Annotated in this window: 14 protein-coding genes and 2 tRNA genes; 10 read left to right on the forward strand and 6 right to left on the reverse strand. The window is 72.3% G+C overall.

Features of this window, described 5'->3' with window-relative positions; all coding sequences use genetic code 11:
- Positions 1 to 75 precede the first annotated feature (75 nt).
- Positions 76 to 2,073, reverse strand: coding sequence for an FAD/NAD(P)-binding protein (locus tag IEX22_RS13495; RefSeq protein ID WP_188668924.1), 1,998 nt, complete (start codon positions 2,071 to 2,073; stop codon positions 76 to 78).
- A gap of 108 nt (positions 2,074 to 2,181) precedes the next feature.
- On the opposite strand from IEX22_RS13495, the gene IEX22_RS13500 reads away from it, so the two are divergent.
- Positions 2,182 to 4,341 carry a prolyl oligopeptidase family serine peptidase gene (locus IEX22_RS13500; protein ID WP_188668925.1) on the forward strand — a complete coding sequence of 720 codons (2,160 nt, stop codon included), beginning with the start codon at positions 2,182 to 2,184 and terminating at the stop codon, positions 4,339 to 4,341.
- A 217-nt stretch (positions 4,342 to 4,558) separates the two neighbouring features.
- Here IEX22_RS13500 and IEX22_RS13505 read toward each other — a convergent pair.
- Positions 4,559 to 4,647: transfer RNA gene (locus IEX22_RS13505), tRNA-Ser, on the reverse strand.
- Between the two features lie 128 nt (positions 4,648 to 4,775).
- Here IEX22_RS13505 and IEX22_RS13510 point away from each other — a divergent pair.
- On the forward strand, positions 4,776 to 5,450 hold the full coding sequence (locus tag IEX22_RS13510) for a helix-turn-helix domain-containing protein (RefSeq protein ID WP_188668926.1): 675 nt from the start codon (positions 4,776 to 4,778) through the stop codon (positions 5,448 to 5,450).
- Positions 5,447 to 5,659 carry a hypothetical protein gene (locus tag IEX22_RS13515; RefSeq protein WP_188668927.1) on the forward strand — a complete coding sequence of 71 codons (213 nt, stop codon included), beginning with the start codon at positions 5,447 to 5,449 and terminating at the stop codon, positions 5,657 to 5,659. Before IEX22_RS13510 ends, IEX22_RS13515 begins: the two co-directional genes overlap by 4 nt.
- Before the next feature lie 81 nt (positions 5,660 to 5,740).
- Here IEX22_RS13515 and IEX22_RS13520 read toward each other — a convergent pair whose 3' ends face one another.
- Entirely contained in the window at positions 5,741 to 7,195 is a 1,455-nt protein-coding gene (locus IEX22_RS13520) for an MFS transporter (RefSeq protein ID WP_188668928.1), read from the reverse strand.
- Between the two features lie 61 nt (positions 7,196 to 7,256).
- Entirely contained in the window at positions 7,257 to 8,474 is a 1,218-nt protein-coding gene (locus tag IEX22_RS13525) for an MFS transporter (protein WP_188668929.1), read from the reverse strand.
- Positions 8,475 to 8,572: 98 nt separating this feature from the next.
- On the opposite strand from IEX22_RS13525, the gene IEX22_RS13530 reads away from it, so the two are divergent.
- The gene (locus IEX22_RS13530) at positions 8,573 to 10,009 is read left to right on the forward strand and encodes a phosphomannomutase/phosphoglucomutase (protein ID WP_438816629.1); all 1,437 of its coding nucleotides are present in this window, start codon (positions 8,573 to 8,575) and stop codon (positions 10,007 to 10,009) included.
- 156 nt (positions 10,010 to 10,165) lie between these two features.
- Here IEX22_RS13530 and IEX22_RS13535 read toward each other — a convergent pair whose 3' ends face one another.
- Both IEX22_RS13535 and IEX22_RS13540 read right to left on the reverse strand, forming a co-directional pair.
- On the reverse strand, positions 10,166 to 10,993 hold the full coding sequence (locus tag IEX22_RS13535) for a putative endonuclease domain-containing protein (protein WP_188668930.1): 828 nt from the start codon (positions 10,991 to 10,993) through the stop codon (positions 10,166 to 10,168).
- A gap of 345 nt (positions 10,994 to 11,338) precedes the next feature.
- Positions 11,339 to 13,207: a phosphoenolpyruvate carboxykinase (GTP) gene (locus IEX22_RS13540; protein WP_188668931.1), complete on the reverse strand. Its 1,869-nt coding sequence runs from the start codon at positions 13,205 to 13,207 to the stop codon at positions 11,339 to 11,341.
- A gap of 312 nt (positions 13,208 to 13,519) precedes the next feature.
- On the opposite strand from IEX22_RS13540, the gene IEX22_RS13545 reads away from it, so the two are divergent.
- The 6 genes from IEX22_RS13545 to IEX22_RS13570 all read left to right on the forward strand — a co-directional run bounded on the left by IEX22_RS13545 (position 13,520) and on the right by IEX22_RS13570 (position 19,641).
- Positions 13,520 to 13,595 (forward strand) — tRNA-Arg (locus IEX22_RS13545).
- Positions 13,596 to 13,738: 143 nt separating this feature from the next.
- The gene (locus IEX22_RS13550; protein WP_188668932.1) at positions 13,739 to 14,164 is read left to right on the forward strand and encodes an organic hydroperoxide resistance protein; all 426 of its coding nucleotides are present in this window, start codon (positions 13,739 to 13,741) and stop codon (positions 14,162 to 14,164) included.
- A 2-nt stretch (positions 14,165 to 14,166) separates the two neighbouring features.
- The gene (locus tag IEX22_RS13555) at positions 14,167 to 15,612 is read left to right on the forward strand and encodes a dihydrolipoyl dehydrogenase family protein (protein WP_188668933.1); all 1,446 of its coding nucleotides are present in this window, start codon (positions 14,167 to 14,169) and stop codon (positions 15,610 to 15,612) included.
- A gap of 128 nt (positions 15,613 to 15,740) precedes the next feature.
- Complete coding sequence (locus IEX22_RS13560) at positions 15,741 to 16,475, forward strand: ABC transporter ATP-binding protein (RefSeq protein WP_188668934.1); 735 nt, start codon at positions 15,741 to 15,743, stop codon at positions 16,473 to 16,475.
- Positions 16,472 to 19,018 carry a YhgE/Pip domain-containing protein gene (locus tag IEX22_RS16045; RefSeq protein WP_188668935.1) on the forward strand — a complete coding sequence of 849 codons (2,547 nt, stop codon included), beginning with the start codon at positions 16,472 to 16,474 and terminating at the stop codon, positions 19,016 to 19,018. Before IEX22_RS13560 ends, IEX22_RS16045 begins: the two co-directional genes overlap by 4 nt.
- Positions 19,015 to 19,641 carry a TetR/AcrR family transcriptional regulator gene (locus IEX22_RS13570; RefSeq protein ID WP_188668936.1) on the forward strand — a complete coding sequence of 209 codons (627 nt, stop codon included), beginning with the start codon at positions 19,015 to 19,017 and terminating at the stop codon, positions 19,639 to 19,641. The genes IEX22_RS16045 and IEX22_RS13570 overlap by 4 nt, the downstream gene beginning before the upstream one ends.
- Positions 19,642 to 19,662: the final 21 nt, after the last annotated feature.

Raw genomic sequence — 19,662 nt, forward strand, 5'->3', positions numbered from 1 at the left:
GGCGTTCCGGGTGTACCCGGACGTGCGACCCGGGGCTCGCAGCGTCCGCCGGGCCCACACCCCCGTCGCGCGTCGTCAGGACGCGGCGCCCTCGACGATGTCGGCGGCGATGCGGTCCGCATCCCACAGGGTGCGCCCCCCGGACCGGGCCGAGCTGTGCGCTTCCGCGGCGATCGCCGTCCCGAGCTGGACGGACGCGAGCGGCAGGCCGATCACGTAGAGGCCCTCGACGGTGCGGCCGGCGGCGTCGATCGCCCGGTACGGCGGCAGCGTCACGTCCATCCCGGCGGTCACCTCCGGGGTGCCGGTGACGCCCATCATCGATCGGGGCCGGACCAGCCCGTCGGCGAGCATGCCGGTGAGCAGCGGCGACTGCGCCCGCGCAACCGCGTTGGCGGGGGCCGTCGCCTCGATCATCACCCGCGCCGCCAGCGGGGGGCGGGCGACCCACGGCGAGGAGGCGACGAATGTCTCGCCGGACTCGGCGACGCCGAACTGCGGGTCCGGCCCCACGAAGTGCGCGACGCCGGCCTCGGCGAGGGCGATCAGTTGTTCGATCCGCTGCACCGGCGGACCGCTGGCCAGTCCCTCGACGAACGGCTCGAACCAGCCTCGCAGCTCCCGCAACCAGGACTCGTCGCTGATACCGCCGTCGGCGACCACCATCTTGAGCAGGTACCGCCCCGCGTTCAGCGCCCCGATCGCCACCTTCAAGGGATCGTCCTCCCCGCGCGCGGACCCCGCCGCGTCGGCGTGCAGGTAGCCGAGCACCGCGGCGTCGAAGTCCTCCGCGCCGTCGAAGGGGCGACGCCCAAGGGGCTGGGCGAGCTTGTCCGGGTTGATCCGGGCGTGCTCGTGCACGTACCGGCCGGTGAGCGCGCCGAGCCGCTCGTCCCAGGCCGGATCGTCGCCGCGGGCCGGCTCGGTGAGCAGGGCGTCCAGCTCGGTCAGGAAGCGCGAGCCCTCGTCGAGCAGATCGGCCGGTGTGGTCTCGGCCATCGTCGTGTAGTACGCCCACAGGGCGTCCCGCCGCAGCAGCGGCCACAGGTCGTGCCGGAACGTCAGGGTGGCACCCTCGCGGCGCAGCGCGCGGGCGGCGTCGTCGGTGAAGAACCGCAGCCGCACCCGGCGCGGGATGTAGGTCTCGAGCACCGCCTTGGCCCGGTAGGGGACGCCGCGGCGCGAGGCGGCGTACAGGACCGGTTCGGCGCCGGAGGGCCGGTACCGGTAGCGGGTGCGGGGCCCGTCCCGCCACGGCGCGAACACGCCGCCCCGGCCCTCGGTCAGTTCGGCCATCAGGTCGAAGAAGTTCAGCCCCAGGCCCCGAATCAGCACCGGTTCACCGGCGCGCACGTCGGTGAGGTCGACATCGGCCGGGATCGCGGGCGGTTGGTAGTGCAGCCCGTGGGTCGCGGCCGCGTCGCGCAGCAGCCGCTGGTCCGGCCGGAGCCGGCTCTCCTGGTGGCCGTAGGCGAGGACGACCGCGTCGGCGGTCAACCCGCCCCCGTCGTCCAGGCTGAGAACGAAACGGTGCGCCGCCACGGAGGTGGCATCGGTGCGCCGGGTCAGCGCCGTGACGGTGGCCCGGTGCTCGGTGACCGTGACGCCGGCCGGGGCCGCGGCCCGCAGCTCGGCCAGGGTCGCGGCCAGGTAGCGGCCGTAGAGGCGGCGCGTCGGGAAGTCGCCGGCGGTGAGCGCGCACAGTTCGGCCCACTCCCCCGCGTCGAGGCCGGCGGCGTCGCCGCGGTCACCGCGGCCGTCCGCCGCGGCCCGGCCGCCCGGGCCGGTCAGCCGCTGCCGCCAGCCGTCGAACGTGGAACCGGCCACGCCGGGGACCTCCAGCACGCCGTCGGGCACGACGGTCGGGAACAGGGAGGGCGTGTTCATCAGGGGCAACCGTGACTGGTCGGACCGCCACACCCGGCCCGGCCCGGCCGGGTGCGGGTCGATCAGGTGGACGGTCAGGCGGACGTCGTCGTGAACCCGGGCGTGGGCGAGTAGACGCTCCAGGACCGAGGTACCGCGGGGTCCGGCGCCCACGACGGCGACCGTGACCTCCCGCGACTGACCCATCCGGCCAGCCTAACGGGCAGCGCCGGCCGGGCCGTCCGGCCCCATTCCCGCCCGCCGGCGCCCGGGGCCGCCACGAGGCGGTGCGCGGAGCAACCCTACGATGGCACCATGAGCGACCAGCGGGCCAACACCGCCACCCCCGGTACCCCTCCCACGGACGCGCCCGCGGGCGTCGTCGAACCCGCCGACGAGTTCCTCTGGCTCGAGGACATCCACGGCAGCGAGCCGCTGGCGTGGGCCGAGCAGCAGAACGGCCGTACCCTGGCCGCGCTGGGCACCGGCGCGTACGACCGCCTGCGCGAGCAGATCCTCGCCGTCCTGGACGACACCGCGAAGATCCCCGACGTCACCAAGCGCGGCCCGTACTACTACAACTTCTGGCGCGACGAGACGAACCCGCGCGGCCTGTGGCGGCGCACCACCTGGGCGTCCTACCAGCGGCAGCAGCCGGAGTGGGAGGTGCTGCTGGACGTCGACGCCCTCGCCACGACCGACGGCACCCCGTGGGTGTTCGCCGGCGCGAGCCTGCTCCGTCCCGAGCCCGGCCAACCCTGGCGGCGCGGGCTGGTCAAGCTCTCCCCCGACGGCGGCGACGCGGTGCGCGTGCGGGAGTTCGATGTCGAGACCAGGCAGTTCGTCGCCGACGGCTTCGACCTGCCGACCGCCAAGACCCAGGTCAGCTGGGTGGACGCCGACACGATCTTCGTCGGCACCGACACCGGCCCGGGTTCGATGACGACGTCGTCCTACCCGCGCACCGGGCGCCGCCTCACCCGCGGCCAGGACCTCGCCGACGCGCCCGTGCTGTGGGAGGTGCCCGAGGAGCACCTGATGGCCGTCCTCGCGCACGACCGCACGCCGGGCTTCGAGCGGGACGTCGCCGTCGACGTCATCGACTTCTTCCGCACCCGCACCCACGTCGCCGACGCTGCCGAGGGCACCGCCGACCTCACCTGGCGGCACATCGACGTGCCCGACGACGTCAACGTCGACCTGCACCGGCAGTGGGTGCTGTTCCGCCCGCAGACCGACTGGGACCACGACGGGACCACCGTGCCCGCCGGCACACTCGCGGTCGCCCCGCTGGAGGACTTCCTGGCCGGCCGGCGGGAGCTGACCGTCGTCTTCGCCCCGGACGAGCGGACCTCCCTGCAGGGCTGGAGCTGGACGGCGAACCACCTCCTCCTCACCCTGCTCACCGACGTCGCCTCCCGGGTACTGGTCCTCGACCCCGAGGCCGGGTTCACCGGCACGGAGCTGCCGGACGCCCCGGAGCTGAGCACGGTGAGCGCGTCAGCGGTCGACGACGAGGACCCGGAGGAGGGCGACGACTACTGGCTCACCGTCTCCGGGTTCCTCACCCCGACGACGCTGCAGCGCGGCCGGCTCGGCGGTGCCGGCAGCGAAGGGGAACCCGCGCGCACCGTCAAGACGTCCCCGTCGTTCTTCGAAGGGGAGGGCCTGCGGGTGGAGCAGCACTTCGTCACCTCCGCCGACGGCACCCGGGTGCCCTACTTCCAGATCGGGCCGAAGGACCTCGTCCTCGACGGCGCCAACCCGACCCTGCTCAACGGCTACGGCGGCTTCGAGATCTCCCGCACCCCCGCCTACAGCGGCGCGATCGGCCGCAGCTGGCTGACCCGGCGCACCGCGCAAGGCCGCAGCGGCGTCTACGTCATCGCGAACATCCGCGGCGGCGGCGAGTACGGGCCGGGGTGGCACCGCGCGGCGTTGCAGGCGAACCGGCCGCGCGCGTACGAGGACTTCGCCGCCGTCGCGCAGGACCTGATCGACCGCGGCGTCACCTCGCGGGCGCACCTGGGCTGCTCGGGCGGCTCCAACGGCGGGCTACTGGTCGGCAACATGCTCACCACCTACCCGCACCTGTTCGGCGCCATCTCGTGCGGGGTGCCGCTGCTGGACATGCGCCGCTACACGAAGCTGTCCGCCGGCTACTCCTGGATCGCCGAGTACGGCGACCCGGACGACCCCGAGCAGTGGGCGTTCATCCGCACGTTCTCGCCGTACCACAACCTCGTTCCGGGCACCGACTACCCGGCCACGCTGATCTACACGGCCACCTCCGACGATCGGGTCGGGCCCGTGCAGGCCCGCAAGATGGCCGCCCGGATGGAGGCGATGGGCGTGGACGACGTGTGGTTCTACGAGGCGCTCGAGGGCGGCCACGCCGCGGCATCGGACAACCGGCAGGCCGCGCAGATGGCGGCGCTGAGCTCGCAGTTCCTCTGGCAGCACCTCGCCGACTGAGTCGGCGACCACTGACGGACCAGCACGCCCGCGACGTCGAGGCGCTCGCCCTGCAGGTCGAGGCCGTGGAACGGCGCCGCACCGCCTGCGCCGCGGACGTGGCCGACAGCGACGTCGTTCCCGGCGCGCTGAGACCGCCGGGAACGACAACAGCCCGGGTCCTGACGGACCCGGGCTGCTCCCGGTGGTGCTGCCGACGCCGGGTGGCGCCGTTCGGCGGAGACGGGGGGATTTGAACCCCCGGTCGAGTTTTGGCCCGACCCTTCATTAGCAGTGAAGTCCATTCGGCCGCTCTGGCACGTCTCCATCGCTGTCACCAGCGTCCCCCAGCGTACCGAACGCCGCCCGAGGGACACAAAACCGCGCGCCGTCGGCATGGCACAGATCACAAAGAACCGTTTGCAAACGCCTCTTTGCGGTTCTAGACTGGAGACATGTCCGAGCTCCCTCCCACCGATTCCCTGCCCGTGCTGGGCAGCCCGGACCGGGACGTCAGCGTCGAATCGCTCAAGGCCCTCGGCCACCCGATCCGCGTGCAGATCCTCAACGTGCTCAGCCAGTTCGGACCGCAGACGTCGAGTTCGCTGGCTCACCGGCTCGGCGGCACCAGCGGGTCGTTCAGCTACCACCTCCGCCAGCTGGCCAGGCACGACTTCATCCGGGAGCTCCCCGACCGGGGCAACGCGCGCGATCGCTGGTGGCAGCGCACGCCCGGCGGCGTCTCGGTGAACCCGCTGGCGGTGGCCGACAACCCCGCCGGGCTGGAGGCCGCCCGCGTGATCGTGCGCGAGTGGGGGCGCAACCGCGCCGAGCTCGTCGCCGACTTCGAGGAACGCGGCCACCGGGAGCTGCCTCGCCGCTGGTTCGACGCCAGCATCGTCGAGGCCGTGAACCTGCAGGTCGGCCTCGAGGAGCTCGAGGAGATCAACCGGGCGATCACGCGCGCCGTCGAGACCGCCGTCGCCCCCTATCGCAACCGGGAACCGGCCGAGGACCGGCGAGCCGTCCAGCTCCAGTTCAGCCTGTTCCCGATTCTCGACGGCCAGTCCACCGGACCCGTCCCACCATCACCGCACCCTCACCACGACACGCCAGGAGAAGAACGATGAGCGCCCTGAACACCGCCGCCCTGATGACCGTCCGTCCCGCCGAGCCTCGCACGCGGCTGTCCCTGCTCGCCCGGCTCCGTCGGCCCATGCCCATGAGCGCCAGCGCCGCCCGCCGCGAGCGCTACCTCCAGGACGTCCAGGACTTCCGCACCACCCACCGGGGCGACGTCCTCGTCACCGGCGGCAGCGCCTGGCCCGAGTTCGACTGACCGCGACCACGGTCTTCCCTGACGACGGCGGCCCGCACCTCACGGGGCGGGCCGCCGTCCTCGTCTGCCCGGGGACCGGCGTCAGCGTGAGTCGACCGCCGGCTGCTGCGCCGAGACCGGCGCGGCGATGTCCTCGAGCGACTTCCGCTCCGCGTCCACGCCGAGGACGATCTCCACGACGCCCGCCGCGATCATCAGGCCGGCCCCGATGAAGTAACCGACCGCGACCGCACCGATCCCCTGTTCGACGAACTGGCCGAACAGCAGCGGCCCGATGATGCCGCCCAGGCCGGTGCCCACCGCGTAGAAGAACGCGATGGCCATCGCCCGGGTCTCCATCGGGAAGATCTCGCTGACCGTGAGGTAGGCGGAGCTGGAGCCGGCCGAGGCGAAGAAGAAGACAATGCACCAGCACACGGTCAGGGCGACGGCGTCGAGGACCTTGGCCTGGAACAGCAGCCCGGTCACCACCAGCAGCAGCCCCGAGCCGATGTAGGTGCCGGAGATCATGGCGCGGCGCCCGAGGGTGTCGAACAGCCGGCCGAGGACGAGCGGACCGGCGAAGTTGCCCAGCGCGATCGGCACCAGGTACCACGGGGCCGCGTCGCCGGGCACGCCGAGCAGCTTGGTCAGCACGAGCGCGTAGGTGAAGAAGACCGCGTTGTAGAGGAACGCCTGGCCGACGAAGAGGCTCAGCCCCAGCACCGAGCGCTTGGGGTACTGGCCGAAGGCGACCTTGATGATCGTCCCGAAGCCGGTCGAGTGGCGCTGGTGGATGGTGAGCGTGTTCTCGACCGGCTCGAGATCCTTGCCGGTCTCGCGCTGCACCCGTTCCTCGATGCCGTCGACGAGTTCCTCCGCCTCGTCGTTGTGGCCGTGGATGAACATCCAGCGGGGCGACTCCGGGACGTGCCGCCGCACCAGCAGGATCACGAGGCCGAGCACCGCACCGAGGCCGAAGGCGAGTCGCCAGCCGATGTCCGCGGCGAAGAAGCTCTCGTTGAGCAGGACCACGGAGAGCACCGCACCGGCGGCGGCGCCCAGCCAGTAGGACCCGTTGATGGCCAGGTCGACGACACCACGGTGGCGGGCCGGGATCAGCTCGTCGATGGCGGAGTTGATCGCCGCGTACTCGCCGCCGATGCCGGCACCCGTGAAGAACCGGCAGATGAAGAAGAAGATCGGGTTGAACGAGAAGGCCGTGGCCACCGTGGCGGCCAGATACAGCAACAGGGTGATCATGAAGAGGCGCTTGCGGCCCCACCGGTCGGTCAGGTAGCCGAACACGAGGGAACCGACGCACGCGCCCGTCACGTAGATGGCCGCCGCCAGGCCGATCTCCGCCGGTGTGAGGCCGAGACCGGAGGCGCCCTCGGTCAGCCGGTCGCTGATGGAGCCGATGATGGTGACCTCGAGCCCGTCGAGGATCCACACCGTCCCCAGGCCGACGACGATCATCCAGTGCCAGCCCGCCCACGGCAGCCGATCCAGGCGGCCGGGAATGCGGGTGTCGATCGTCTCCAGCTGCTGCGCCATCGGTAAGCTCCCTTGCGATTGCCGTCCTGTCCGGCAGCATAGACCCCCGCTGCGGGGCAGGTCAGCGGCCCGTCGCGCGCGTCGGGTCCTTCGGCAGCACGAGCAGCGCGAGGGCCATCGCGACGCCCGCGAGCCCGACGACGAGCGCGGCCGTCCCGGACCAGCCCCACCAACCGAACAGCACACCGCCCAGCCAGCCGAACACGCTCGACCCGACGTAGTACGCCAGGTTGTACAGGGACGTGGCCTGCGCCCGCCCGGTTCGTGCCCGGGCACCAGCCCAGCCGGACGCGACCGCGTGGGCGCCGAAGAAACCCGCCGTGAGCACGAGCACCCCGGTGAGGATGACCGGCAGCCACGGCGTCGCCGTCATCAGCACGCCGGCGATCAGCACCCCGGTCGCGCCGAGCAGGACGGGTCGGCGCCCGCGCGAGGCAGCCAGCCGTCCGGCCAGGGGCGAGGAGACGGTGCCGGCGAGGTAGGCGACGAAGATCGCGCTGATCACGGCGTGCGGCAGGTGCCACGGCGGCCCCTCGAGCCGGAAGCCGAGATAGTTGTAGACGGCGACGAACCCGCCCATCAGCAGCATGCCCTGCGCGAAGACCGCGAGCATCCGGGGGTTGCGCAGGTGCATCAGCAGCAGGGCGAGGCCGCCCTCGTCCCGGTCCGCCCGACGGGACGGGACGAAGCCCCGCGGCGTCGGGGCGAGCAGGACGAATCCGACGGCGGCGACGGCGGCCAGCACGGACACCGTCAGCATCCCCGCCCGCCAGCCGAGCCACTCACCCAGGGGACCGGCGACGATCCGGCCGAGCAGACCGCCGACCGTGGTGCCCGCGACGTAGGTCCCCGCCGCGAGCGCCGCGTGGAACGGGTGGATCTCCTCGCTCAGATAGGCGATGGCGAGCGCCGGCACCCCGCCGAGCGCGACGCCCTCGAGCACGCGCAGGGTCAGCAGCACCCCGTAGTCGGGAGTGACCGCGACGGCGAGACCGAGCGCGGTGGCGAGCACGATGGCGACGCGCATCGTCTGCACCCGGCCGAAGCGGTCGGCCACGAACGACCACACGACGACGGAGAGGGCCAGCCCCGCGGTGGCGGCCGAGATCGTCAATCCGGCGTCGGAGGCGCCGATCCGCAGGTCCGCGGCGATCAGCGGGAGCACGCCCTGCGGGGAGTAGAGCTGCGCGAAGGTGACCACGCCCGCGCAGGCCAGGGCGGCGATGACGCGCCGGTAGCCGGGGCTGCCTCGTCGGTAGCCGGCGAACTCAGCGGTCATCGGTCCTGCTCACGCGTTCACGGTAGCCCGGCGGCCCACCGGGACCGGCCGACGCCGTCACGTCCGGCCGCAGCCGCGGCGTTGGTTACCCTTGTCGCGTGACCCACCAGACTCCCGTGAATCAGCAGCCGTCCGAGACCATCGACCTGACCGCGTCGTTCAAGGCCTACGACGTGCGCGGCATCGTCGGCGAGACCATCACGGAGCAGACGGTGCGGGCCACGGGCGCCGCCTTCGTCGACGTCCTCGACCTGGCCGGGCAGACCGTCCTGGTCGGCGGCGACATGCGCCCCTCCTCCCCCGCCTTCGCGAAGGCGTTCGCCGCGGGAGCGGCCGCCCGTGGCGCCGACGTGCAGCTGCTCGACCTGATCTCCACCGACGAGCTGTACTTCGCCTGCGGGACGAAGGACGCCGCCGGGGTCACGTTCACCGCCTCGCACAACCCCGCCGAGTACAACGGCATCAAGATGTCCCGGGCCGGCGCGGTCCCGGTGTCCTCGGAGTCGGGTCTGAACGAGATCCGCGAGGCGGCGGAGCGGTACCTGGCGGCCGGCGATGTCGAGCCGGCCGCTCGACGCGGCACCATCGGAGTCACGGACGTCCTCGCCGACTACGCCGCCTACCTGCGCTCCCTCGTCGACCTGACCGGCATCCGGCCGCTGAAGGTCGTCGTCGACGCGGGCAACGGCATGGCGGGGATGACGACGCCGGCCGTGCTCGGGGACGCGATCCTGCCGGCCCTGCCGCTGACCATCGTGCCGCTCTACTTCGAGCTCGACGGCAGCTTCCCGAACCACCCGGCCAACCCGCTCGAGCCGGAGAACCTGCGGGACCTGCAGGCCGCCGTCGTCGAGCACGGCGCCGACCTGGGCCTGGCGTTCGACGGCGACGCCGACCGCTGCTTCGTCATCGACGAGAAGGGTGAGCCCGTCTCGCCGTCGGCGGTCACCGGTCTGGTCGCCAAGCGTGAGATCGCCCGGGCGCAGGCCGCCGGCGAGGAGCACCCCGTCATCATCCACAACCTGATCACCTCGCGCGCGGTGCCGGAGCTGGTCGAACGCGAGGGCGGCCGGCCGGTGCGCACCCGGGTGGGGCATTCGTTCATCAAGGCCGTGATGGCGACCGAGGGGGCCGTCTTCGGCGGCGAGCACTCGGCGCACTACTACTTCCGCGACTTCTTCAACGCCGACACCGGCATGCTCGCGGCCATGCACGTCCTCGCGGCGCTCGGCGAGCAGGACCGCCCGCTCTCGGAGCTCGGCGCCGAGTACGAGCCCTACGTCTCCTCCGGGGAGATCAACTCGACGGTCGAGGACAAGGCCGGGGCCGTGGACCGGGTCCGGGCGGACGTCGCCGGCGACGACGTCGTCATCGACGAACTCGACGGCACCACCTTCAGCGCGGCCGACGGCTCCTGGTGGTTCAACCTGCGCCCGTCCAACACGGAGCCCTTCCTGCGGTACAACGGGGAGGCCGCCGACCGGGCGCTGATGGAGCGGATCCGGGACCGGGTGCTGGCCCTCGTCCGGGCGTAGCGCCGCCCGGGGCTCGCCGGGCACCGGGGCTGTCCGGGGACCGTCCGGGCACCGGCGTCCCGCGTGACCGCGAGTGGGACCGTTCTTGACGTCGGCGCGGTTTCTTCCCGGCGCAACAGCAACAACGGTCCCGATCACGCCGGTCGACCCGATCCGTCAGGCCGCTGCGGCCGCCAGAGCGGTCAGCAGCAGCCGGCGCAGCGCATCGGATCGACCGGTGACGTCGGGCCAGCCGATGCGGATGACCCGCCACCCGGCGTTGACCAGGGCTTTCTCCCGCCGTCGTTCCTCGTAGAGGGCCTCCGCGGTGGGCCGGTAGTCGAAGTACTTCCCGCGGCCGTCGAACTCGAGGACGAGGCGGCGGTCCGGCCACGCGAAGTCGACCCGGTGATCGCCGATGGCGGTCGTGATCCAGTACTGGCTGATCGGCAGGGGCACCGCCCACTCGTGCAGGAGCACCCGGGTCAGGGTCTCACCCGCGGACTCGGATGCCGGGTCCAGCCGATCGAGCACTCGGGCCAGACGTCGCACGCCGGGGCGGCCGGGGTTCTCGGCGATCCAGGACCGGAGCGCGTCCGTGTCCAGGCCCTGCGCCGCCACCTGATCGGCGATGACGAGCGCGCCGCGATGGGTGAGCGTGGCCGCGGTGTCGCGCACCAGGTCTTCCGGTCCGGTGACCCGAACGCCCTGGATCGTTCGCGCGTCGCTCAGTCGGACCGGGCTCCGGTGGTGGACGATGCCGCTGCGCGGCCCACGTCCGCCGTGTTGGGTAGCCGGCCGGAGATGCACGTCCGCCGGGATCGCCAGGAGGTCGAGGCCCGACAGGACGGCGGCCGACTGGTGGCTGACCGTCGTCGATGCTGGCAGGGGCAGCCCGACGGCGTAGACACGGACGAGGTAGCGGTGCTCAGGGCTCAGCCGTTGCCACCGCTCGTCGGCGATGTACCAGCCACGCCGCACTCGGCGCAGGACCCCGCTCTCCACCAGCCTCCCCACACGGCCCGGAGAACACCCCGCCAACTCGAGTGACCTCAGCGACCGCAGTCCCAGATCGGTTGCCGAAGGGACCGGCCGACGTTCTCGCATGCCGCTACTGTCGCAGTCCGGCGAGCGCGTGGACAGGCCCGAGCGCTGCCTGTGGACAACCACGAGTTCCGGCCGGGCGCACTGACGCGGCACCGCCACCATGCGACGTGCCGCCGTCGGGACCGTTCTTGCTACTGCGCCGCGAACTACCCGCGCCAACGGCAACAACGGTCCCGATCGCGGTCAAGAGCAGCTCCCGAACGGGGAGCAACGGGGCCGCCGCCACACACGGAGCCGGTGCCGTCAGACCTCCAGGCGGACCTCCAGCCGGTGGTACTGGCGCACCATCTCCGGCGGCAGCGAGTCGTGCAGCACGTTGAACCACTGGTGGATGCCCGGCAGCTCGCGCCGCCACTCCTCGACGTCCACCTTCAGGGCGTCGCCGAGCTGCTGGTCGGAGATGTCCAGGCCGGTGAGGTCGAGATCCTCCGGGCGGGGCACGATGCCGATCGGCGTCTGCTCGCCCTGGGCCTCGCCCTCGAGTCGGCCGACGATCCACTTGAGCACCCGCGAGTTCTCCCCGAAGCCGGGCCAGGCGAACGCGCCGTCGCGGTCCCGTCGGAACCAGTTGACGTAGAAGATCGTCGGCATGTGCCCGGCGTGGGCCTTGCCGAGCTTGACCCAGTGCGCCAGGTAGTCGCCGGCGTTGTAGCCGATGAACGGCAGCATCGCCATCGGGTCGCGGCGGACGACGCCGACGGCTCCCGATGCCGCCGCGGTCGTCTCCGAGGACAGCGTCGCGCCCTCGAACACGCCGTGCTCCCAGTCGAACGACTCGTGCACCAGCGGCACCGTCGTCTTGCGCCGGCCGCCGAAGATGATGGCCGACAGCGGCACGCCGTCCGGATCGTCGTACTCGGGGGCGAGGATGTCGACCTGCTTGATCGGCGTGCAGAACCGCGAGTTCGGGTGCGCGGCGGGGTTTTTCGACGCCGGGGTCCACGAGCGGCCACGCCAGTCGGTCAGGTGGGCGGGAACCTCGTCCGTCATGCCCTCCCACCACACGCCGCCGTCGTCGGTCAGCGCGACGTTGGTGAAGATGGTGTTGCCCTTCGCCACGGCGCGCATCGCGTTCGGGTTGGTGGACCAGCCGGTGCCCGGGGCGACGCCGAAGAGGCCGGCCTCCGGGTTGACGACCCGCAGGGTGCCCGCGTCGTCGAAGCGCATCCAGGCGATGTCGTCGCCCACCATCTCGGCCTTCCAGCCCTCGATGGTCGGCTCGATCATCGCGAAGTTCGTCTTGCCGCACGCCGACGGGAAGGCGCCGGCCACGTAGTGCGCGCGGTCCTGCGGGTCGGTGATCTTCAGGACGAGCATGTGTTCGGCCAGCCAGCCCTCGTCGTGGGCGATGGCCGAGGCGATGCGCAGCGCGTAGCACTTCTTGCCCAGCAGGGCGTTGCCGCCGTAGCCGGATCCGTACGACCAGATGGCCCGGTCCTCGGGGAACTGGACGATGTACTTGGTCTCGTTGCAGGGCCACGGGACGTCGGCCTGGCCGTCGTCCAGCGGGAAGCCGAGCGAGTGCAGCGCCTCCACGAAGAACGCGTCGGTCGCGGTCATCTTCTCGAGCACCGCGGAGCCGATGGTCGCCATGATGCGCATCGAGCACACGACGTAGGGGCTGTCGGTGACCTCGACGCCGAACTTCGGGTCGGTCGCCTCGAGGCTGCCCATCACGAAGGGGATGACGTGCATGGTGCGGCCATGCATGCTGCCCCGGTAGAGGTCACGCAGGGTCGCCTTCATCTCCTGGGGGTCCATCCAGTTGTTGGTGGGCCCGGCGCCGCGCTCCTCCTGCGAGCAGATGAAGGTCTGCTCCTCGACGCGCGCGACGTCCTCGGGGTCGGAGAACGCGGCGAAGGAGTTGGGGAACTTGTCCTCGGCGAGCCGCACCAGGGTGCCGGCCTCGACCATCTCGTCGGTCAGCCGGGTCCATTCCGCCTCGCTGCCGTCGACCCACACCAGCTGGTCCGGCTCCGTCAGGTCGGCGACCTCACGCACCCAGGCGAGCAGCCGGGCGTGAGTGGTCGGCGCGTTCTCGAGCGCGTTCCTCACGGCGGAGTTCGCACCGCTCGGACTCGTCGTGCTCGTGTCCTGAACCGTACCGGCCATGGCGTTTCCCTTCGTTGGGATCTGGGGTGACCTCATCGTAGGGGGAGCCCTGCATCGCGTCCCCCGGTCGCGACATCGCGGCGGGACCGTCACCGGCGTGCCGACGCGCCGTCGCTAGGGCGAGCGTACGGGCCGGTGATCCAGGTCACGTAGACCGGTATAGTCGTGTGACACGGATCGCGTCTCCGGTCGTCCTCCGCCGACGTCGCCGGTCGCCCGCGGATTTGGGCGCTCGTCGGCCCCGGTGTATGGTTTTACCCGGCCCGTTCGCCGTTTCCCACTCCCGAGTGACGACGTGCGAGTGACGGCCAGGCGCCCGTAGCTCAACGGATAGAGCATCTGACTACGGATCAGAAGGTTGGGGGTTCGAATCCCTTCGGGCGCACCACTGACAGCAGCCCCGGTCCTCGTGGACCGGGGCTGCTGTCGTTTCCGGGAGCGATCCGGGAATGTCTGCGCACGCGCCCCGCTTGGCACCGGTGAGGGCGGGCCGGCCGGCCCGCCCGCCGCGACACGGAAGGCGCGTCACCCATGGATTCCCTGTACACCGCCGAAGCGCTCTCGACCGGGGCCGGCCGCAACGGCCGCACCCGCACCGCCGACGGCACCCTCGACCTGCAGCTGGCCACGCCGACGAGCATGGGCGGGGACGGCAACGGCGCGAATCCCGAGCAGCTCTTCGCCGCCGGTTACGCGGCCTGCTTTCACAGTGCGCTGCAGGGCGTGGCCCGCAGGGCCAAGGTGGACCTCGGCGACTCCTCGGTCGGTGCCCGCGTCTCCATCGGACGCAACGACGACGGTGAGGGTTTCGGCCTCGCTGTCGAGCTGGAGGTGACCATCCCCGACCTGCCGCACGAGCAGGCGCAGGAACTCGCGGACGCCGCCCACCGGGTGTGCCCCTACTCCAATGCCACGCGCGGCAACATCCCCGTCACCGTCACCGTCACGGACGACTGACCATGAGTGACGGAACGGGCGAGGCCCGCGCCCTGACCACCGACGTCGTCGTCATCGGCGCCGGGCCGGTCGGGGAGAACGTGGCCGACCGCCTCATCGCCGGCGGCTTGACGGCCGTGGTGGTCGAGGCCGACCTCGCCGGCGGCGAGTGCTCCTACTGGGCGTGCATGCCGTCGAAGGCGCTGATCCGGCCCCTGACGGCGGTGCACGCCGCCCGGGCCGTCGACGGTGCCGCCCAGGCGGTGACCGGCACGGTCGACGTCGAGCGCGTCTTCGCGCGTCGTGACGAGTTCACCTCCCACTGGGACGACGCCGGCCAGGTCGAGTGGATCGAGGGCATCGGCGCGACGTTCCTGCGCGGTCGCGGCCGGATCAGCGGCGAGCGCGAGGTCACGGTCATGGGCGCCGACGGCGCCACCACGGTGATCACCGCGACGCACGCCGTCGTCCTGGCCACCGGGTCCACGCCGGTCACGCCGCCGATCGAGGGGCTCGAGGACGTCGCCTTCTGGGGGACCCGCGAGGCCACCTCGGCGCACGAGGCGCCGGACCGGCTCGCCGTGCTCGGCGGCGGCGTCGCCGGGATGGAACTCGCCCAGGCGTTCGCCCGGCTCGGCTCGACCGTCACCGTCATCGCCCGCTCCGGGGTGCTGGCCACGTTCCCGCGGCCCGCCGTCAAGACCGTCCTCGACGCCCTGCGCGACGAGGGCATCACCATCCACGAGAACACGGCGACCACCCGCGTCGACGCCGCGAACGACGGCACGGTGACGATCACGCTCGACGGCGCCGATCCGGTCGTCGCCGACCGCCTGCTCGTCTCCACGGGCCGCCGGCCCGCCACGGACGGCCTCGGCCTCGAGCACGCCGGGGTGCGGCTGACCGAGAAGGGCGGGCTGCCCGAGGTGGCCCCGACCGGCCAGGTCGCGGGCACGGACTGGCTCTTCGCCGTCGGCGACGTCGCCGGCAAGGTGCTGCTGACCCACCAGGGCAAGTACGAGGCCCGCGCGACGGGCGACTTCATCGCCGCCCGTGCGGACGGGAGCACGCCCGACGCCGGCCCCTTCAGCCGGTACGCCGCCACGGCGGACGAGGTGGCGGTGCCGCAGGTGGTGTTCACCGACCCCGAACTGGCCATGGTCGGCCGCACCGTCGAGCAGGCGCGCGACGCCGGGTTGGACGTGCGGACGGTCGAGCTGCCGATCGCGGTCGCCGGCTCCTCCCTGCACGCCGACGGCTACACCGGCTGGGCGCAGCTGGTGATCGACACGTCCGACGACACCCTCGCCGGCGTCACGTTCGCCGGTCCGGACGTCTCCGAACTGCTGCACTCGGCGACGGTCGCGATCGCGGGTCAGGTACCGCTGGACCGCCTGTGGCACGCTGTTCCGGCCTACCCGACCATCAGCGAGGTATGGCTGCGGCTGCTGGAGAAAGCCGGCCGCTGAGGCCCCGGCCATGAACGACACCCCCACCCGCACCGCCCGGTTCTCCACGAGCCGGGCGGTGCTGTGTTCCGCGGGGTGTGAGGAACAAGCTATTTGAACTGACCGGTCAGTCTAATTAGACTGAATCGGTGCTCACCGCTCGTCACCTGTCCGTCGCCGGACGCCATGGTCCGCTCCTGCCGCCCACTTCCCTGACCGCCGAGGAGGGCGTCCTCCATCTGGCCGTCGGCCGGACCACCGAGGAGCGCACCGCGCTCGCCCTGACCCTGAGCGGCCGCATGCGCCCGGACGGCGGCGCGGTCATGTGGGGGCACGACGACGCCATCGGCAAGCTGCGCGCCCGCGTCGGGCTGGTGGACTCCCCCGGCGTCAACGAGCCGGAGCGCCACCAGCGGATGCGCGACGTGATCGCCGAGGACCTCTCGCTGCTGCCGAAGCCGATCCGGCAGCGGCCCGCCGTCCGGTCGTGGGCGATCGAGCACGGTCACCGGGACGCCCTCGATCGCTGGCCCGAGCAGCTCGACGCCGCAAGCCGCCTGCGTCTGCTGGCCGATCTGGCCCTGGCCGACGACCGGATGACGGCGCTGGTGTTCGACGGCCCCGACCGGTTGACCTTCGACGACGCGGCGTGGCTGGACGTCCTGTCCGACTACGCGTCGCATGGGCTCGTGGTGGTCGCCGTCGTCACGGCGGTCCCGCCGACCTGGGACGGCCCGCTCACCGTCATCGGCGCCGACGACGGGACGGGCGAGAACGGCGAGGACGGCGACACCGTCCCCGGATTTATCCCCGGATTCGCCGAGATCGACGCCGACACCACGACCCACCAACCGACCGCCGACCCGGCGAAGGACGACCGATGACCACCCTGAGACTTGCCCTGTCCGAGCTGAAGCGGATGACCAGCGGGCGCCTGCCCGTCCTCGCCCTCGTCGCCATGCTCCTGGTGCCGCTGCTCTACGGCGCCATGTATCTCTATGCGAACTGGAATCCGTACGGCAATCTCGGCAGCATCCGCGCCGCCCTCGTCGTCGACGACACGGGAGCGCAGATCGGCGGCAGACAGCAGAACGTCGGTGACGAGGTCGCGAAGAACCTGACGGACTCGAGGACGTTCGACTGGGTGCCCGTGACGTCCACCGAGCAGGCGAACGCCGGCGTGGAATCGGGCGACTACGCCTTCGCCGTGACGATCCCCGCGGACTTCAGCGCCCGGCTGGCCTCCCCGACCACCCTGTCCACCGGCAAGCCGGCCCAGCAGGCGGCGTTGAACATCACGACGAACGACGCCAATAACTACCTGCTCGGCACCATCGCCGGGAAGGTGACGACGCAGATTCACGACGCGGTCGCCAAGCAGGTGAGCACGAAGACCGCCGACGCGCTGCTGACCTCCATCGGAACGATCCACGACCAGCTCGGCAAGGCGGCCGACGGAGCCGGTCAGCTGCGCACCGGCGCCCACCAGCTCGCCGATGGCGCCTCGAAGCTGAAGGACGGCACCGCGCAGGGGGTCAGCGGCACCGCCTCCCTGGTCGACGGGGAGAAGAAGCTGGTCGCGGGGACCGACCAGCTGAACTCCGGCGCCACCCAGCTGAACACCGGCCTCGGCACCCTGGCCGACAAGACCACGGACCTGCCGGCCCAGACCCGGCAGCTCGCCGACGGGGCCGCGCGGCTGGACACCGGCCTCGGCACCCTCGCGGACCAGACCACGGACCTGCCCGCCCAGACCCGCCGGCTGGCCGACGGCGCCGCCCGGCTGAACACCGGGATCGGCACGATCGACGCCGGGCTGGCCGGTCTCCCGGCCCAGACCCGGCAACTCGCCGACGGCGCCGCCCAGCTGAACACCGGCCTCGGCACCCTCGAGAGCAGCACCGCCGGCCTTCCCGCTCAGACCCGGCAACTCGCCGACGGCGCCGCGCAGGTCGCGGCCGGCAACGCGGCACTGAACACGGCGGTCCAGGGCATGGTCGCCGAGCTCGACGCCGTGCCCGACGCCGCATGGCAGCGCGTGGTGACATCGACCGAGCAGCTGCGCGCGGAGGGCGTCATCGACGACGCGGCCGCGAAGCAGATCCTCGCCCGCTACGACGCCACCCAGCAGTCCGCGGAGCTGGAGGCGGCGCGCCAGCGCGTCACCCAGGCCGCCGGCCAGGTCCAGGCCCTCTCGACCGGCGCGAACCAGGTCTCCGCCGGTGCCGCGAAGCTCGCCGACGCCACCCCGGCCCTGACCACCGGCATCGCCGCCGCCCACACCGGCGCCGGGCAGCTCGCCGACGGCACCGCGCGGCTGGCCGACGGGACCGCCGCGCTGGGCACCGGCATCGCCTCCGCCCGCGCCGGCGCCGGTCAGCTCGCCGCCGGCACGAAGGCACTGGCCGACGCCACGCCGGCGCTGACCGACGGCATCGCCGCCGCCCACACCGGTGCGGGGAAGCTCGCCACCGGCACGACCGCCCTCGCCGACGCCACCCCGGCGCTGACCGACGGCATCGCCACCGCCCACACCGGTGCCGGGAAGCTCGCCGCGGGAGCCTCGACCCTCGCCGCGGGTCAGCGTGATGCGCTCACGGGCGCCGAGAAGCTCGCCACCGGCACCCAGCAGCTCGATTCCGGGGCGCAGAGTCTGAAGGACGGGGCAGCGGAACTGGACGGCGGCTCCGGACGGCTGCACGACCAGCTCGCGCGCGGCGCCGGCCAGGTGCCGGACCCGGACGCGAAGCAGAAGCAGAACTACTCCGACGTCATCGGTGATCCGGTGGCCGTCAACGCCGTGAACCAGGCGAAGGCGAACTCCTACGGCGCCGGGCTCGCCCCGTTCTTCATGGTGCTCGCCCTCTGGATCGGCCTGTTCATGCTGGCCCAGACGATGCGGCCGATCTCCGAGCGCGCCCTGGCCTCCAACGGGGCGGCGTGGAAGATCGCCGTCGGCGGCTGGCTGCCCTTCGTCGCCGTCGCTCTCGTGCAGGCCACCGCCCTGTACCTGGTCGTGCTCCTCGCCCTCGGCCTGGACGTGGCCCACCCCGTGCTCACCTGGTTGCTGATGCTGGCCGCGGCCCTGGCGTTCAGCGCCCTCATCCAGGGACTGATCGCCCTGCTCGGCGCCGTCGGCAAGTTCGCCGTCCTCATCCTGCTGGTGCTCCAGCTGGTCGGCTCGGGCGGCACCTTCCCCTGGCAGACCGTCCCGGTCCCGCTGCAGTTCGTCCACGTGGTGCTGCCGATGGGCCGGGTCATCGACGAGATGCGCACCCTGATCTACGGCGCCGACCTCTCGGCCCTGCCCGCGGTGTTCGCGAGCCTGCTTATGTACGTCATGATCGGCGTATGCCTGTCGACCCTGGCCGCCCGACGCCGCAAGTACTGGACCCTGTCCCGACTCCAGCCGGAGATCGCCCTGTGAGTGCTCCGACCGGCGCGTCGGGCCCGCGAGAGCCCGTCCGCCGCCCCGCTCGGACCGCCCGGACCCGGGCGAAGCTGTTCGATGCGGCAATCACCCTGCTCGGCGAGCGGGGCCCGGCCCACGTGTCGATCGACGAGATCGCGGCCGCCGCCGGGGTGTCCAAGGGCACCGTCTACTACAACTTCTCCAGCAAGGCCGACCTGGTGGCGAAGGTGCTCGAGTCGGGGGTCGACCTGATGGAGGAGCGGCTGCGCAGCATCCCGGACGGATCCGATCCCGTCGATCGGGTCGCCGACATGGTGGGTCGCGCCCTCGAGTTCCTCGCCGAGTACCCGTCCTTCACCCGCTTGTGGATGAGTGAGATGTGGCGGCCGGCGAGCCAGTGGCAGACCGAACTGAGCGCCCTGCGCGACCGGCTGCTGAGTCTGATCCGGGAGGGCCTGCAGGCCGTGGCGCGCGTCCACGACGTCGACCCGGCCGTGCCGGTGGAGCAGCTGGCGGTCACGCTGATGGGCTCGACGATGTTCGCCGGCCTCTCCCGTGACAACCACGGCCCGGCGCTGGAGCGGGACACCGCGGTGGCCGTCGTCATGACGGCGGTGCGCGGGTGGGTGCGCGACTGACGCCGGTCGACGCGCGGAGGT

It is taken from the genome of Tersicoccus solisilvae (assembly GCF_014643255.1).
Classification (GTDB): Bacteria; Actinomycetota; Actinomycetes; order Actinomycetales; family Micrococcaceae; genus Tersicoccus; species Tersicoccus solisilvae.

Excerpts from the sequence above, each read along its gene's own strand:
- IEX22_RS13495 (WP_188668924.1), bottom strand. The coding sequence starts at position 2,073 with ATGGGTCAGTCGCGGGAGGTCACGGTCGCCGTCGTGGGCGCCGGACCC.
- IEX22_RS13500 (WP_188668925.1), top strand. The coding sequence starts at position 2,182 with ATGAGCGACCAGCGGGCCAACACCGCCACCCCCGGTACCCCTCCCACG.
- IEX22_RS13510 (WP_188668926.1), top strand. The coding sequence starts at position 4,776 with ATGTCCGAGCTCCCTCCCACCGATTCCCTGCCCGTGCTGGGCAGCCCG.
- IEX22_RS13515 (WP_188668927.1), top strand. The coding sequence starts at position 5,447 with ATGAGCGCCCTGAACACCGCCGCCCTGATGACCGTCCGTCCCGCCGAG.
- IEX22_RS13520 (WP_188668928.1), bottom strand. The coding sequence starts at position 7,195 with ATGGCGCAGCAGCTGGAGACGATCGACACCCGCATTCCCGGCCGCCTG.
- IEX22_RS13525 (WP_188668929.1), bottom strand. The coding sequence starts at position 8,474 with ATGACCGCTGAGTTCGCCGGCTACCGACGAGGCAGCCCCGGCTACCGG.
- IEX22_RS13540 (WP_188668931.1), bottom strand. The coding sequence starts at position 13,207 with ATGGCCGGTACGGTTCAGGACACGAGCACGACGAGTCCGAGCGGTGCG.
- IEX22_RS13550 (WP_188668932.1), top strand. The coding sequence starts at position 13,739 with ATGGATTCCCTGTACACCGCCGAAGCGCTCTCGACCGGGGCCGGCCGC.
- IEX22_RS13555 (WP_188668933.1), top strand. The coding sequence starts at position 14,167 with ATGAGTGACGGAACGGGCGAGGCCCGCGCCCTGACCACCGACGTCGTC.
- IEX22_RS16045 (WP_188668935.1), top strand. The coding sequence starts at position 16,472 with ATGACCACCCTGAGACTTGCCCTGTCCGAGCTGAAGCGGATGACCAGC.